Genomic DNA, 14,734 nt, shown 5'->3' on the forward strand with positions numbered 1-14,734 from the left:
GATAGAGGTCGTTAATTATCAGTATTTATTTTAGTAAAATTTTTAGTAAAACAAAGCAAGAAGATCGATTAGCTTTAACTTGATCACGAAAATGGTTGAGAACTACGTCATCGACAACGTGTAAAAAACCCGCAGACTGGATCATGCCTGCGGGTTTTCAGGGTTACTTCACGGTTTTAGGCTCGCTGTCCACGGGCAGTTGGCGACGCTTTTGCTGCTTTTTCTCAAAGCGGCTGATCCACCACCAGGCAAGCCCAGAGAATACGGCCGTCATAAAGACGTTAACAAAGAAGGCATTGACCAAATCAACTCCCGCCGGGAATGCTGACGCCGTCATGCTGACCATGAAAATGACAATCAGCATAGACACCACGCTCATGCCCACTTTTCGCGAGCCCATGCGGAATTCACGCGGGGTATCGTCATGCTTCCAGCGGAAGACAAAGTAAGCGGCCATAATAAACAGCGGCGGCAGCATCGCCGTGCCCGCCGTCAGGTTGATGGCGGTGTTCATCATCTGCTGCACGCTGGCTGAGCCAAATCCGTTGACGATAAGCATCAGTAAGACGAAGACGAACTGCCACCACGCCGCGCGAACCGGCACGCCGTGGGCGTTCAGTTCGGTCGTTTTCTTGCCATAAATCCCTTCTGGAATTTCCGAGAAGTGAATTTTGACCGGTGCCGCCGTCCACATCATCATGCTGCCGAAGATGGCGATAAACAGAATAATGCCGACGAAGCGCCCCATCAGGGCCTCAGAGATATGGAAATACGCGCCAAGACCGGTAAAGATTTCCACCATCCCTGCCGCGTAGGTGAGATTTTCACGGGCAACAAAAACGTTAACCAGCAGCGAGCCGAGCGCGTACATCCCACCAATCAGCACACCGGCGGTGATGATGACCTTAATAAACGATTTTTGGCCGCCTTTTGTATCATTGAGATAAGCCGCTACCGTTTCCGCACCACCCGCGGCCTGGAAGATCCAGCACATAATCCCCAGCGTTGCCCAGTTGATGGTCGGTGCCATGGCCGAAAGCGTTATCGGCTGTGCCGGCACGTGCCCGGAGCCCAGTGCAGTCAGCGCCCCCACCACGTAGATAGCAAACAGCGCAAAAACACCATAGGCCACGCACTCTGAAATTTTCCCCAGCCAGGTCGCGCCTTTGGTGGAGATATGCGTCGCCATCGCAAACAGCACGATAGAAATCATCGACGTCACCATCGGTGAGAACGGGATCGCGTAGCCCATGATGGCGTAGGAAGCGTAGGCCACCACGTTTGGCAGCAGTGACAGGAAGAAGAACAGGTTCACAAACCAGTATAAAAACGAACCCAGGTACGCCGCACGGGTTCCCAAAGGCTGCTTAAGCCAAGCATACATGCCGGACTCAGAATGTTTATTCGCCGAGACGAATTCCGCGATGATAAAAACGAACGGGATAAAGTAAACCACCGTCGCGAACAAGAAGATGGGTGCCGAACTCAGGCCCAGCTCAATGTTGTTATTAACAATATTTCGCACGTTAAACACGGCGGTAAACGCCATCGACAGCAGGGCAAACTTACCAATTTTGGCACGAATAGAATCGGACATACGTCCTCCGAAAATCACATCCCCGGTAGGGGTAGATACAGGTTTAGCCCAGCGGACAACGCCGCTGGGCCTGGTGCAAATGCCGCTGGTGATTACTTATTGAGGAAATATCCATCCTCAATCGTGACTCTGAGCACCACTTTTTTTACCCGTTCATCGCAGATAAAACGGTAGGCTTCGTCGGTATCACAAATCACCATTTGCCCTTCGTGGACATCCACGGTTTCCCCTATTCCCTTGAGATATTCGCGGTCCGTTTCATCGCGATAGCAGGCCACGGTTTGCAGCTGCTCTTTTGGCGCAAACTCAATCTTTTGCTGCCCTTGCAGGTAGTAATGCACCTCAAAATAGCGGCGGTTGCCGACAAACAGCGCATCGGTTGAACTCTCTGTCGCCAGCCGATAAGAGAGCGAATCACCAATCGAGTGCGCGACGCCCGGAAGGATGTTGTCGATATTGTCGATAGCTTCCACGCAGCGCTGCCATTTCCGCCCGCTGTGATAAATCTGCTTAAACTGTTCTAAATTCTCGAGAACTCTCATTGTTCAGCCTCGCTGTGTGAAACGGGAGAAAAGAAATCAGCGCCATATTCATGGTTCGCCAGCGTCTGCGAGGCGCTGCGCCCGCCGTCCAACGGCGTAAGCGTAAATCCGTAGTTGAAGGCATTGAGCCATACGCGCCAGCTATCCAGCACTTCGCTGCCCCATGAGTTGGAGCCCAGACCCAGCAATTGGGCGTCGATATTCAGCGTGATATCTTCGCTGCGTTGTAGCTCATGGCAGTGCTGCGCGGCATGAAGATTTTCCGCCGTGTAGTGCCAGGCGCTGACGTTAAGCGGTTGATGCGGCACCACCAGCAGCCCGCTGCCGTGGCGGTCGGTGAACGAAGCCCAGCGCACATGTTGACGGTTGCCGTTGTTTTGCGGGAACGGATAGTTCACAAACATGTCGTCCACGGTGGTGTGCCACTGGTCGATGATGTTGCTCTGCTGGCTATCGGCGTAGTTTTCGCCAGGCCCACGTCCGTAGTAGTCCACCTGCTCAAACTGGCCGTTGATACCAAGCATAAAGCCAATACACGGCACGATATGCGGATAGTCGCCGTATCGTTCGCCCTGTAGCTCAACGTTAATGTGGCCCTGCGGGGTCACCTGCCAGCGATAGGTGCAGCGCATGCCAAAATCGAATACCGGCGGCGCAATAATGGTTCGGGTGGTGACAACCACGGTATCGCCGTGCATTTCCGCGCTAAATTCGCGCAGATGTTCCTGCATGATTGGCAAATGCGCCGGTTGCCACAGCCCTTCAAACTCCTGTTTATGGTTATCAATCATCGGCTTGAAGAAATTAATCCGCGGTTCGCGGGTTACTTGTTCCACCCCGTTGACCTGCCATTCGGTCAGCTTGCCGCTCAGCTTCGAGAACACCGCGTGGAAATTATGCCCGCAGACGGTATAGCTCAGCCGTTCATCGGTAATATCGAGCGGCGTTGCGCAGTCGTTCAGACGCGGCGTTTTAATGGCGGTATTGCCTTTAAGCGGCAACTGATACAGCGCGATAGCGTGGTTGGCTTCGCTGTACAGCGTGCGAGAATCTTTGGTGATGGTGATGTTGACGAAGGCTTCGCGCTCATCGAGTTGTGGCAGCGAAATCTCCACGTCACGACCGCTGTTAGCGGCCAGCCCTTCAACCTTCAGCCGCTGAGTGGAGAGTGTCTCCCCTTCGGCGCGCACTTCCACGCACAAGGTATAGTCGTCGAGATTGGAGAACCACAGTTTGTTGTCAACGCGCAGCAGGCCGCGAGTCAGATCTCGCGCCTGCACTTTCACTGGTGCTATCACCTGCTTGTACTCATGCAGGCCCGGTCCCGGCGTTTGATCGGAGAAGATCAGCCCATCGAGGCAGAAGTTGTAGTTATTCGGATAGTCGCCGTAGTCGCCGCCGTATTTGTAATACACCGTGCCGTTTTCATCGGTGGCCTGAATACCATGGTCGCACCATTCCCAGACGTAGTGACCCTGAATGCTGTCATGCTGATAAAAAACGTTTTGGTATTCGGTCAAACCGCCCGGACCATTGCCCATCGCGTGGGCATACTCACAGATGATGCGCGGCTTGGCATGAGGATACTCGCCAAACTCATTCATCAGCGGCACACGGGTGTACATGGTGGAAATAATATCCACGACCTCGGCGTCGCGGTCTTCTTCGTAGTGAACGAGGCGGGTATCGTCCAGCGCCTTGGTCGCGTGGTACATCGCGCGAATATTGCAGCCGTAGCCGGACTCGTTGCCCAGCGACCAGATAACAATCGACGGATGGTTTTTCTGTGCGTGAACGTGGCGCACAATGCGCTCAACGTAAATATGTTCCCACAGCGGATCGTCAGTGATACGGCTCAGGTTGCCAACGTTGGCAAAACCGTGGGATTCCACGTCAGTTTCAGCCATCACAAACAGACCGTAGATATCGCACAGCTCATAAAAACGCGGATCGTTCGGATAGTGGGCGGTACGCACAGAGTTGATGTTGTACTGCTTCATCAACTGCAGATCTTTTTCCACCCGATCCATACCAACGGCACGACCTTTTAGATGATCGTTGTCGTGGCGGTTAACGCCGTGCAGCATGACGTAGTGGTTATTGATATAAAACAGCCCGTCGCGCACTTTGATATCGCGGAAACCCACGCGATGCGGGATGATTTCGACCACTTCACCGTTGGCGTTTTTCAACGTCAGCAGCAGATGATACAGATAGGGATTTTCCGCCGACCACTGCTGAGGCGCTTTAACGTCGATGGCGAAGTCGGTCGTCAGCCGTGTGCCAACCGTTAGGTGCGCACTCTTGCCCTGGTGCAATACGGTTTCACCATCAAACAAAGTGTATTCCAGCGTGCCGCCTGCCGCCTGTGCTGCTAGGTTTTCCAGTTCAACCTGGCAAGATAGCGTCGCATCACGATAGTCATCGTTGAAGTCGGTACGCAGCGTGAAGTCCTGCACATGCAGCAGATTTTTGCCCGCCAGATACACATCGCGGAAAATGCCCGCCGTCCACCACATGTCCTGATCTTCAATGTAGGTAGAGTCAGCCCACTGCATCACGCGAACCGACAGCAGGTTCTCACCGGTTTTCACCGCGGCACTGATATCAAACTCAGCCGCCAAGCGGCTACCTTTACTAAAACCAATGTACTGACCGTTAACGTAGACCTCGAAGTAGGTTTCGACGCCATCAAATTTGATCAAGGTCTGTTTGCCCTGCCAGCCTTCGCCGAGGGTAAAGCAGCGCTGGTATGCACCGGTTGGGTTATCGGTTGGGACAAAAGGGACATCAATCGGGAATGGGAAACCTTCATCGGTGTACTGCAACTGACCGTGGCCTTCCATCTGCCACATGGCGGGAACGGTGATGGAGCCCCAGCCGTCGATAAACTCAGAGGTGAAGGACTCTGGTACTAATAGCGGATTGGAGAAATAGTGAAAATTCCACTGCCCGCTGAGGGACATAAAGCGGCTACTGTTTTCGCGAACAAACGAACGAGCCTGCGCCTGTGAGTCATAAGAGAAAAAATAGGCTCTCGGCGGCAATCTGTTTTCGTGCGTGAGTTGAAGATTTTCCCAGCGATTCATATCGCCTCCCTGAACGGTCTAAGTTAATGCATTTTATTTTAGTAAAACTTTTACTAAAATAAACGAGCAGGGGTGATTTACTTTAACTCGATCACAAAATGAGCGCGTAAGGGGAAAATGGCGAACGGTGAGGTTCTTTTGCCGGATGCCCTTTCGGGCATCCGGCAAAAGAAGGAGACTAGCGGGTGGTGCCGCGCAGCTTGAGGACGCTTGGGACAAAGACGTTTAGCGGCAGCGCGCGACCGTCGCGGGCCTTTTCCAACAACAGGTTAACGCCTTGGCTGCCCATCATTTCCGAATGAATACGGACGGTGGAAAGCGGCGGGAAGGTAAATCGCGCGGTCGGGATATCATTGACGCTGATAAGCGAGATATCCCCCGGAATCGACAACCCACGTTCGTGGATAGCACGCAGCACGCCGATAGCAATGGAGTCAGAGGCCACAAAGAGCGCAGAAGGATGGTCCGCTTTCGCCAGCATCGTCTTCGCCAGTTCGTAGCCAGACGAGCTTGAGAAGCCGCCACGCCAGATATCGTCGCCAGACACCACGCCTTTCAGGCGGCCATATTCAACGAAAGCCACTTCGCGGATATCCGCTTTACCAGGCCGGTCTTCGCCGCCTATAAAGCCAATACGGGAAACGCCTTGGTCGATAAAGAAGTCAATAACCTCTTTGGCAATGCGCACCAGATCGATATCAACGGCGTCGTACTGGCTACCCGGTTCATGGAAATCAATGAAACAGATATTGTCGGTCAAGGCACTGACCGCTTCACGCGTCTCGCTAGACGGTTGCCCAATAATCAGCGCCCCAGTGATTTTTTTCACATCGGGCAGCGCGTGGCTGAGGTAGCAGTTGGTTAATTCGACGCCCAGCTTCTCGCACTGCATTTCAATACCGTGACGGATGGCGAGGTAGTAAGGATCGTTGATTTCCAGATCCTGCTGGTAGCTGTAAAGGGCCAAGATATGGTGCTGCGCCACGTTATGGACCAGCGCTTTGCGCGAGCTGCTGCTTTTATATTCCAGCTTTTCGGCAATTTCGAGAATTCGACGCTTGGTCTCTTCTTTCACATTTAAGGTGGGATCGTCGTTAAGTACGCGTGAAACCGTCGCCAGCGAAACGCCCGCCTCAACCGCAATGTCTTTTAATGTAGCCATCTTTTCCCTTATCGGACGCTGCCCTATGTTTGCTCTGACATTGTAAAGCAAGCGAAGGGACATGCATCTGTTTTAAGTAAATATTCGCGATCTCTCCCTCCCCTTCACGCGCGTTTGCCGAAGCCTAAAACAGTGATGGGGATAGCAATTTCATCAATGCTATCGTGCTCTTTGATAAAATATCGCTATATTTTACTAAACTTTTACTTGAGGGTGAGAAAATGGATACCGTGGCCTATGGCGATTTCGCCAAGCTTGAAATGCGCACAGGGAAGATCATTTGCGTAAAGCGGCATGAAAACGCCGATAAACTGTACATTGTGCAGGTCGACGTGGGTGAGCGTACGTTGCAAACGGTCACCAGCCTCGTGCCCTATTATCGCGAAGATGAGCTTCTGGGGAAAACGGTGGTCGTACTGTGCAATTTGGCGAAGGCCAAAATGCGTGGTGAAACATCGGAATGTATGCTGTTGTGCGCGGAAACCGAAGATGCCAGCGAAAGCGTGCTGCTGACCCCAGAACGCTTGATGCCGGCAGGCGTACGAGTGGTTTAACGGCATTCCCCCGCAGGTTCGCGGGGGAGACGCTAGAGATTTAAAGCGGCCACAACCACGCAGCTCCGCGTACGCCGCTGGAGTCGCCATGCAGCGCTTTACGAATCGGCGTCTCGCACTCACCGCCGAACACCCAAGGCTTTATCAGCGCAGGAACCGTCTGGTAGAGACGCTCAACGTTGCTCATTCCGCCGCCCATCACGATGACATCAGGGTCCAGAATGTTCACAACGTGCGCCAGCGATTTCGCTAGCCGCTGCTCATAACGCTCCAGCGCCTGCTCCGCCAGCACATCGCCTTCGGCAACCCGTTGCATAATGTCACTGCCTTTCAGCGGGTTACCGCTGAGTCGATGATAATCCGTGGCAAAACCAGTACCGGAGATAAAGGTCTCAATGCAGCCTTGTTTACCGCAGTAACACGGCACTTCAGCCCGGTAGCGCAGTTCGTCATCATTCATCCACGGCAGCGGATTATGCCCCCACTCGCCCGCCGTACCGTTGCCGCCAATATGCGCGCGCCCGTTAATCGCGATACCCGAACCGCAGCCGGTACCGATAATCACCGCAAACACCGTTTGTGCCCCTGCCGCCGCGCCGTCTATCGCTTCCGAGACCGCCAGACAGTTCGCGTCGTTCGCCAGACGAACTTCTCGATTCAGGCGTCGACTCAGATCTTTATCGAACGGTTGGCCGTTAAGCCAAGTGGAATTGGCGTTTTTAACCACCCCGGTATAGGGTGAAATCGAGCCGGGGATCCCCATACCAACCGTGCCAATTTGCCCAGTAGCTTCTTCTGCTAAAGCCACAAGATGCGCAATATTCTCAATGGTTTGTTGGTAGTCGCGCGGCGTTGGTAGGCGATGACGATACAGCTGTTCGCCCTGGTCGCTTAACGCAATAACTTCCGTTTTCGTGCCACCTAAATCGATCCCAATTCGCATTCATTGCTCCTGTTTAAAACAATGCAAGCCCGTAGACAATTCGTTATCATTGCCCGCTGATATAACGATAACACCGTGGAAATTATCATGCTGTGGTTCAAAAATTTAATGGTTTATCGTCTTAGCCGCGACATCTCTTTGCGCGCGGAAGAGATGGAAAAGCAGCTCGCTGAGATGACCTTCACCCCATGCGGCAGTCAGGATATGGCAAAAACCGGCTGGGTACCGCCGATGGGCTCACACAGCGACGCGCTGACGCACTCCGTCAACGGACAGATCATTATCTGTGCGCGTAAAGAAGAGAAGATCCTGCCCTCTCCGGTGATTAAACAGGCGCTGGAAGCGAAGATCCAAAAACTGGAAGCCGATCAGGGTCGTAAGCTGAAGAAAACAGAGAAAGACTCCCTGAAGGATGAAGTGCTGCACTCCCTGCTGCCACGTGCATTCAGCCGTTTCAGCCAGACGATGATGTGGATTGATACCGTCAACGAACTCATCATGGTTGACTGCGCTAGCGCCAAAAAAGCGGAAGATACGCTGGCGCTGCTGCGTAAAAGCCTCGGGTCTTTGCCGGTGGTGCCGCTGACGTTGGAAAATCCGATCGAGCTGACGCTCACTGAGTGGGTGCGTTCCGGTACGGCCGCGCAAAGCTTCCAGCTTCTCGACGAAGCAGAGCTTAAGGCGATTCTCGAAGATGGCGGGGTTATCCGTGCCAAGAAACAAGATCTGGTGTGCGACGAGATTGCCGTGCATATCGAAGCCGGTAAGCTGGTGACCAAGCTAGCGCTCGACTGGCAGCAGCGAATTCAGTTCGTAATGTGCGATGACGGTTCCATCAAGCGCCTGAAGTTCTGCGATGAACTGCGCGATCAGAACGAAGATATCGATCGTGACGATTATGCTCAGCGTTTTGACGCGGACTTTATTTTGATGACCGGCGAACTGGCGGCGTTGATTAAGAGTCTGGTCGAAGGGTTAGGCGGCGAAGCTCAGCGCTAAGCCTAGTACCCTTCCTGCCTTAGCAGGAAGGGTTAAAATTACAGATAGCGGCACAGATACGACGTTGGCTCTGCAACTTCAAGATTAAATTCGCTGTGGCCTGGGACGTTGAAGACTTCCCCTGCGTTATAGACTTTCCATTCGAGAGCGCCCGGTAACAGAACGTTTAGTGCACCGCTAATTATGGTCATTTCTTCCGGCTGTGCGGTGCCAAAGGTATATTCACCTTCCAACATCACCCCCACGCTAGCACGACCCGTGCTGCTGCTGGTAAAGCCAATGGATTTTACTTTCCCTTCGAAGTACTCGTTGCTTTGAAGCATAAACAGGCCCTTATTGTCTTAACGTAAAAAAACAATATAGGGTTGCGAACAGAAGCCTGTCACGCAAATTCATACGCTTAACATAATAATTCTGCCGCCAACTGGGCGACCAACACGTTCGACAAAAGAACCGGGACATCTAGCGCCTTTTGTAGCAGGTCACGATGACGCTGGTGGTAGCTCAGCGAGTCAAGAACGAGCACATCTGCGCCTCTTTCCAGCAGCGAACTGCCTGCGGAAATCAGATGCTGGTCACTGTCGCGGACGGGATTAGCCAGCGCGTAATACGGTAGGGTCGGCAGCATCTGCCATTTTTCCTGCTGGGCATCGAGAATCGCTTCCAGCGGGACCAGCACGCCGACCTGGTGGCCCTCAACGATAGAAGCGAGCAATGGTGGAATAATGCGCTGTGGCTCTAACAGTATCGCGTTGCGCGCCGTCATACTGCGCAATTTAAATGTGTTCAGTAACAGAATGACGTCGTAGGATTGATTATCCAGTACTTCAATCACCGCCTGCAGACTGTGCTCGACTTTGCGGCGAGAAATTTCGACAAATTGATTGTCGTTTAATAAAACTAGCAGGCGCTCTTCACCGACCTCAGGCCCATACTCTTCCATAACGTCTGCGCGACTCATCTTCCCCAGTAGCGAAATATGGGTGATTTGATCTTCCTTGATGTGCTCGGTCAAAAGCGGCAACACTTCACTAATGGGCACTACCCCAATCGTAAGAATCGCCATCGTTGCACTCATGTTATCTGCCCTCTGCTTCACAATTGCTCACTTTACCAATAGCCACCTGGATGGATGAAAAACACCGCTCAGAAGCGTAGCAGTTGATCCCGATGCTGAAATGTAAAGATTCCAGTTATTTCCAGTACTCTCCTGATCTGGATTGATTTTAACTTTTCTATAACATTAATGATAAGTGATAAATGTGATTTGCGCCCGATATAACCATAAATTAAAAATGGCTATATCGACCGTAGAAAACAGAAGATGAGGGGGATGTGTCGAAAAAGGTGAGACTGACTAGCTAGCCACGACCAAGTGCAGGGCATCTAGGATCAGCGCCACAACCTGGTCTGGCGAAGAGGACGCATCAACAACGTAGTGCGCCGTTTCGCGGTAGAGCGCATCGCGCTGGGCCAGTACGTCCGCAACCTCTTCACTGATAGGCTTGCCGGTAAGCGTTGGCCGCTGTTCGGCTTCAGGAAACGCTTCCAAACGGCTCGCCAAAACCGGCACCGGCGCGTTCAGATAAATCACCACGCCGTGCTGGCGCATAAACTCGCGGTTTTCAGCAGCAAGGATAATCCCGCCACCCGTCGCCACCACTGTACCCGGCTGAGTAACCGAGATAAGGGTCTGCGTTTCACGCGCACGGAATCCCGGCCAGCCTTCTGCGGCAACGATATCCGCCACGCTCATACCTGAACGCTGCTGCAAAACTAAGTCGGTATCAACAAACTGGAAATTGCAGGCATGGGTCAGCGCTTGGCCTATTGTTGTTTTTCCGCAGCCCCTGGCTCCGATAAGAAAAATAGGCTGTGTCATAACCTGGAATTCCCCTTGATGACGCAAATTTGCGGGATGTGCATATGAAGCGTAAATAATACCACCAAACTAGTACACAAGTAAGTGTAAACTTATAATTACAATGAGAGTTACTTTAAACCGTGATTTACCATCTTAAGCAGATGAAATCGGATGTTAGAGCGTAAAAAAAAGATGCCACGTAATGTTTCGCTAACAGTACATGAAAGTGGCTTGTTTTGACAAGCCGGATGACGCGGCAAAGGTAGCACATTCTTATGACAGAAATCCTACCGGCCGCGTTTTGCCGCCAGCAGCCATTTATCCAGTTCAGCGGCAAACTGCTGGCGATCGCGCTGAGAAAGCGCGCTCGGGCCACCGGTTTGAATACCGCTGGAACGCATGGTTTCCATAAAGTCACGCAGAGTTAAGCGTTCGCGAATGGTGGCATGGCTATAGCGTTCACCGCGGGGATTCAGCGCCGCACCGCCCTTTTCCAGTACCTCTGCCGCCAGCGGAATATCCGCGGTCACCACCAGATCGCCGGGCTGGCAAAGGCGGACGATTTCATTATCTGCCACGTCAAAACCCTGCGGCACAATGGTGGCGCGGATAAAGCGCGATGGCGGAACGCGCAAATACTGGTTTGCCACCAGCACGAGCTCAATTTGCGTGCGCTCTGCTGCGCGGTACAGCACTTCTTTAATCACGTTAGGACATGCGTCTGCATCTACCCATATGGTCATAATGATTCCAGCCTTACTCAACATTAACGGGCGATTATACGGTAAGGTAATAAAGTCGTAAAAGTACGTTACCCATCGCCGGGAATAACCTATAACAGTACACTACAAAAAAAACAGACTGAGGGAGAAACATGATGGAGAAGAAAATTGGCTTCATTGGCTGCGGTAATATGGGAAAAGCCATCCTTGGCGGCCTGATTGCCAGCGGGCAGGTACTTCCAGGACAGATTTGGGTTTATACCCCATCGCCGGACAAAGTCGCCGCATTGCGCGATGAGTTTGGCATTAACGCTTCGCAAAGCGCACAGGAAGTTGCCCAAATTTCCGATATCGTCTTCGGCGCAGTGAAGCCGGGCATTATGGTGAAGGTGCTGAGCGAAATCGCTTCCAGCCTCAATAAAGATTCACTGGTCGTCTCCATTGCCGCTGGCGTCACCCTTGAGCAACTGGCACGCGCGCTGGGACACGACCGTAAAATTGTACGCGCCATGCCAAACACACCTTCACTGGTCAACGCGGGGATGACCTCAGTCACGCCAAACGCGTTGGTCACACCAGAAGACATTGCCGATGTGTTGAATATTTTCCGCTGCTTTGGCGCCGCCGAAGAGATTGCCGAACCGATGATCCATCCGGTGGTCGGCGTCAGCGGTTCTGCACCGGCTTATGTTTTCATGTTTATCGAAGCCATGGCTGATGCCGCCGTGCTGGGCGGAATGCCGCGCGCACAGGCCTATAAATTTGCCGCACAGGCGGTCATGGGCTCAGCAAAAATGGTGCTGGAAACCGGTAAACATCCGGGGGAATTGAAAGATATGGTCTGCTCGCCTGGCGGCACCACGATTGAAGCCGTGCGGGTTCTGGAAGAGAAAGGCTTCCGTTCCGCCGTCATCGAAGCGATGGCAAAATGCATGGAAAAATCAGAGAAAATGAGTAAGTCATAAACGTGATGGCCCGGCAATCGTTGTCGGGCCAGACTCGCTTGCCACAAAAGTTACGTTAACTTTTCTTCAAACAGGTACTCATAAAGGTTTTGCGCTCGTCGCCCTTTAAGGTCTTCTGCGCCGCCTGTGCGTTACAGTCCTTCATCTTCTGCTGTTGAGGCGTTAGCGTTTTGCCTTCAGCCCCTGCACCTGCGCCTTTCAGACAGGTACTCATGTAGGTTTTGCGCTCATCCCCTTTCAGGGTTTTTGCCGTCGCCTGCTGATTACAGCTGCTCATACGCTGTTGTTGCGGAGTGAGGGTTTTCTCCGCGGCCGTCGTGGTTGCTGCAGAAGCTGCTGTTGCCGCAAACAGACTACACAGCAGAGTCACCATTATTGTTGCTTTCATGACACCATCCTTTTGTTAGTGATCACGCTAAGTCTGGTCGCTGGCAGGGAATTTACCAGCCCGGCGGCAAAAAATTGCCGCCGGGTGGCAGATGATTACAGCCCGAGAGCCGCTTTCATGGTGTAGTAAAGATCGGTCTGGTCAGTCAACCCCGCCACGTTCGCCGCGTGCGGACCATAGGCCGCAATGCGCAACTGGGTGCCGGTGTGTTCCATAGACTCTTCTTCCGAGTTGCCATAGCTCATCGCCATCACCGCACCATCTTTGGTGTTCAGCGCCTGTGTCAGGCCTGGAGCCTTGGTATCAGGCGGGATAATCTGGCTTGAGTGCGCGTGGTCGGCAGTGACGATAACCAAGGTATTGCCATCTTTTTTAGCAAACTCTAGCGCTTTTTGAACGGCTTCATCGAGGTCGACCGTCTCACCAATCTGGCCGCATGGGTTTGCCGCGTGGTCCTGTTTATCAATAGACGCCCCTTCCACCTGCAGGAAGAAGCCCTTCTCATTGCTGCTCAAAAGCGAAATGGCTTTATCGGTCATTTGCGCAAGCGTCGGCACACTGGAATCACGCTTTGGATTTGGCGTACAGGTGACGGCCTCTTTATCAATATTGCCGTGATAAGTGGCTTTCGGCCCTTCCCAGCGCACTGGCATATTGCCATCAGAGAACAGACCCAGCAGCGGCTTATCCTGATTTGCCTGGGTAATCGATGCAAGCGACGTCGCATCACTTACCAGTTGATAGCCGCGCACCTGCGCCTGCTCACGCAGAGTTTTGCCCTGCCATTCGCCGGCGGTCGCGGTTTCAGCAAACGTTTTAGCCCCACCGCCCAGCGTCACGTCAGCACGTGCATTGAGCAACTGTTCGGTGATCGAACCTTTGCCGCCTTTGTCCAAGGCGTTGGTCGGACATTTTTCGGCGGTCACACTCGGGCCGTAGCATTTACGTGAGGTGACGTGGGAGATAAGAGCCGCTGGCGTCGCGTCCTGCAGTTCGGCAGTTGAGACATTGCCGGTGGCAAGCCCTGCGGATTTTGCCAGTTCAAGAATAGTTTGGTGATCTTTTTCATGAATATCGACGCCCAGTGCGCCGTTATAGGTTTTCACCCCGGTGCTCCAGGCCGTTGCCGATGCCGCTGAATCGGTAACATAGTCAGGCTTGCCGGTTTTTTTATTCAGCGCATAGTGCGTGTACTGTCCGGTCAGGGGCAGCGCATCAATGCCTTTGAAATAACCGCCCGCGCCTTCGGCGTAGTTACGTGCGGCGGTAATTTCCGAATCCCCCATCCCATCGCCAATCAGCAAAATTACGTTTTTTGCTTTTTTATTATTTAACGAGGCGCGAATGGCATCCGTTTGATCGGCAGATAAACGGCGAGCACCGCCCGGCTGGGTGATATCCCCTTGCGCGGCACGGTTATCGAGAACGGTGGTTGAAGTATCTGCATATGCGGCAGGTAAACATAACAGAGGTAATAATGCGGCAAAGATTGCACTGTATTTCACGTTAATTTCTCCATGTACAAATACTTAAAAGATGAAACACGGAGACTGTAAGAAAAGAGCGTGACAGTTTAATGACAGCGCCCCAAAACGTAATACCTACTAAATTTTGGGGGATAGAAATAACCGTTTCACATGATTATATAATAACTCGCTATTATCACTGGCAATCTGTTCTGAGGATTGCAGCTTATTCAAAGTTGCCGTTATTGCACTATCTAGCGACGAAGAATGGCCCTGCTGCATATGCTGTAAAAGCGTGGTAACCACCACTTCCAGCGCATCGACCTGAACGCGTAACGCGTTGGCTTCATCTTCCTTTTCAGCCAGCTTCACCAGCAGTTCTGCAATGAAATTTTTCATCGCGCATTTTCCTTTTATGACGGTGATGGGCAGGACATAGGTCC

15 protein-coding genes are annotated in these 14,734 nt (G+C 52.5%); 3 read left to right on the forward strand and 12 right to left on the reverse strand.

Going from position 1 to position 14,734, the window contains the following annotated elements; all coding sequences use genetic code 11:
* Positions 1-163: 163 nt before the first annotated feature.
* From AB4K05_RS05895 to ebgR, 4 genes are all read right to left on the reverse strand, one after another.
* Positions 164-1,597, reverse strand: coding sequence for an amino acid permease (locus tag AB4K05_RS05895; RefSeq protein WP_368479049.1), 1,434 nt, complete (start codon positions 1,595-1,597; stop codon positions 164-166).
* A 92-nt stretch (positions 1,598-1,689) separates the two neighbouring features.
* On the reverse strand, positions 1,690-2,139 hold the full coding sequence (locus tag AB4K05_RS05900; protein ID WP_368479050.1) for a beta-galactosidase subunit beta: 450 nt from the start codon (positions 2,137-2,139) through the stop codon (positions 1,690-1,692).
* Complete coding sequence (gene ebgA, locus AB4K05_RS05905) at positions 2,136-5,228, reverse strand: beta-galactosidase subunit alpha (RefSeq protein WP_368479051.1); 3,093 nt, start codon at positions 5,226-5,228, stop codon at positions 2,136-2,138. Before ebgA ends, AB4K05_RS05900 begins: the two co-directional genes overlap by 4 nt.
* A gap of 178 nt (positions 5,229-5,406) precedes the next feature.
* Complete coding sequence (ebgR, locus tag AB4K05_RS05910) at positions 5,407-6,390, reverse strand: transcriptional regulator EbgR (RefSeq protein WP_368479052.1); 984 nt, start codon at positions 6,388-6,390, stop codon at positions 5,407-5,409.
* A gap of 221 nt (positions 6,391-6,611) precedes the next feature.
* On the opposite strand from ebgR, the gene AB4K05_RS05915 reads away from it, so the two are divergent.
* On the forward strand, positions 6,612-6,944 hold the full coding sequence (locus AB4K05_RS05915) for a tRNA-binding protein (RefSeq protein ID WP_368479053.1): 333 nt from the start codon (positions 6,612-6,614) through the stop codon (positions 6,942-6,944).
* Between the two features lie 40 nt (positions 6,945-6,984).
* Here the strand turns inward: AB4K05_RS05915 and mak are convergent, their stop codons facing one another.
* Positions 6,985-7,887 carry a fructokinase gene (gene mak, locus AB4K05_RS05920; protein WP_368479054.1) on the reverse strand — a complete coding sequence of 301 codons (903 nt, stop codon included), beginning with the start codon at positions 7,885-7,887 and terminating at the stop codon, positions 6,985-6,987.
* Between the two features lie 87 nt (positions 7,888-7,974).
* Here mak and rdgC point away from each other — a divergent pair, with 87 nt between their 5' ends.
* Positions 7,975-8,886: a recombination-associated protein RdgC gene (gene rdgC, locus AB4K05_RS05925; RefSeq protein WP_234508824.1), complete on the forward strand. Its 912-nt coding sequence runs from the start codon at positions 7,975-7,977 to the stop codon at positions 8,884-8,886.
* Positions 8,887-8,924: 38 nt separating this feature from the next.
* On the opposite strand, the gene ppnP is transcribed toward rdgC, so the two are convergent.
* The 4 genes from ppnP to AB4K05_RS05945 all read right to left on the reverse strand — a co-directional run bounded on the left by ppnP (position 8,925) and on the right by AB4K05_RS05945 (position 11,493).
* Entirely contained in the window at positions 8,925-9,209 is a 285-nt protein-coding gene (ppnP, locus tag AB4K05_RS05930) for a pyrimidine/purine nucleoside phosphorylase (RefSeq protein WP_368479055.1), read from the reverse strand.
* 77 nt (positions 9,210-9,286) lie between these two features.
* Positions 9,287-9,964 carry an AroM family protein gene (locus AB4K05_RS05935; RefSeq protein ID WP_368479056.1) on the reverse strand — a complete coding sequence of 226 codons (678 nt, stop codon included), beginning with the start codon at positions 9,962-9,964 and terminating at the stop codon, positions 9,287-9,289.
* A 279-nt stretch (positions 9,965-10,243) separates the two neighbouring features.
* On the reverse strand, positions 10,244-10,768 hold the full coding sequence (gene aroL / locus AB4K05_RS05940; protein ID WP_368479057.1) for a shikimate kinase AroL: 525 nt from the start codon (positions 10,766-10,768) through the stop codon (positions 10,244-10,246).
* A 269-nt stretch (positions 10,769-11,037) separates the two neighbouring features.
* Positions 11,038-11,493, reverse strand: coding sequence for a YaiI/YqxD family protein (locus AB4K05_RS05945; RefSeq protein WP_368479058.1), 456 nt, complete (start codon positions 11,491-11,493; stop codon positions 11,038-11,040).
* A 134-nt stretch (positions 11,494-11,627) separates the two neighbouring features.
* Between AB4K05_RS05945 and proC the strand changes: the two genes are divergently transcribed.
* Complete coding sequence (proC, locus tag AB4K05_RS05950) at positions 11,628-12,437, forward strand: pyrroline-5-carboxylate reductase (protein WP_368479175.1); 810 nt, start codon at positions 11,628-11,630, stop codon at positions 12,435-12,437.
* Positions 12,438-12,492: 55 nt separating this feature from the next.
* On the opposite strand, the gene AB4K05_RS05955 is transcribed toward proC, so the two are convergent.
* The 3 genes from AB4K05_RS05955 to AB4K05_RS05965 form a co-directional block, all read right to left on the reverse strand.
* Positions 12,493-12,825 carry a PsiF family protein gene (locus tag AB4K05_RS05955; RefSeq protein WP_368479059.1) on the reverse strand — a complete coding sequence of 111 codons (333 nt, stop codon included), beginning with the start codon at positions 12,823-12,825 and terminating at the stop codon, positions 12,493-12,495.
* A gap of 95 nt (positions 12,826-12,920) precedes the next feature.
* The gene (gene phoA / locus AB4K05_RS05960) at positions 12,921-14,330 is read right to left on the reverse strand and encodes an alkaline phosphatase (protein WP_368479060.1); all 1,410 of its coding nucleotides are present in this window, start codon (positions 14,328-14,330) and stop codon (positions 12,921-12,923) included.
* Positions 14,331-14,429: 99 nt separating this feature from the next.
* On the reverse strand, positions 14,430-14,690 hold the full coding sequence (locus tag AB4K05_RS05965) for a sigma-S stabilization anti-adapter protein IraP (protein ID WP_368479061.1): 261 nt from the start codon (positions 14,688-14,690) through the stop codon (positions 14,430-14,432).
* Positions 14,691-14,734 lie beyond the last annotated feature (44 nt).

This window comes from Kluyvera sp. STS39-E, from assembly GCF_040932435.1.
Taxonomy (GTDB): domain Bacteria; phylum Pseudomonadota; class Gammaproteobacteria; order Enterobacterales; family Enterobacteriaceae; genus Kluyvera.

Coding starts and splice junctions, on each gene's coding strand:
- AB4K05_RS05935 (WP_368479056.1), bottom strand. CDS start 9,964: ATGAGTGCAACGATGGCGATTCTTACGATTGGGGTAGTGCCCATTAGT.
- AB4K05_RS05900 (WP_368479050.1), bottom strand. CDS start 2,139: ATGAGAGTTCTCGAGAATTTAGAACAGTTTAAGCAGATTTATCACAGC.
- mak (WP_368479054.1), bottom strand. CDS start 7,887: ATGCGAATTGGGATCGATTTAGGTGGCACGAAAACGGAAGTTATTGCG.
- ebgA (WP_368479051.1), bottom strand. CDS start 5,228: ATGAATCGCTGGGAAAATCTTCAACTCACGCACGAAAACAGATTGCCG.
- rdgC (WP_234508824.1), top strand. CDS start 7,975: ATGCTGTGGTTCAAAAATTTAATGGTTTATCGTCTTAGCCGCGACATC.
- ppnP (WP_368479055.1), bottom strand. CDS start 9,209: ATGCTTCAAAGCAACGAGTACTTCGAAGGGAAAGTAAAATCCATTGGC.
- AB4K05_RS05915 (WP_368479053.1), top strand. CDS start 6,612: ATGGATACCGTGGCCTATGGCGATTTCGCCAAGCTTGAAATGCGCACA.
- AB4K05_RS05895 (WP_368479049.1), bottom strand. CDS start 1,597: ATGTCCGATTCTATTCGTGCCAAAATTGGTAAGTTTGCCCTGCTGTCG.
- AB4K05_RS05955 (WP_368479059.1), bottom strand. CDS start 12,825: ATGAAAGCAACAATAATGGTGACTCTGCTGTGTAGTCTGTTTGCGGCA.
- AB4K05_RS05945 (WP_368479058.1), bottom strand. CDS start 11,493: ATGACCATATGGGTAGATGCAGACGCATGTCCTAACGTGATTAAAGAA.
- ebgR (WP_368479052.1), bottom strand. CDS start 6,390: ATGGCTACATTAAAAGACATTGCGGTTGAGGCGGGCGTTTCGCTGGCG.
- AB4K05_RS05965 (WP_368479061.1), bottom strand. CDS start 14,690: ATGAAAAATTTCATTGCAGAACTGCTGGTGAAGCTGGCTGAAAAGGAA.
- proC (WP_368479175.1), top strand. CDS start 11,628: ATGGAGAAGAAAATTGGCTTCATTGGCTGCGGTAATATGGGAAAAGCC.
- aroL (WP_368479057.1), bottom strand. CDS start 10,768: ATGACACAGCCTATTTTTCTTATCGGAGCCAGGGGCTGCGGAAAAACA.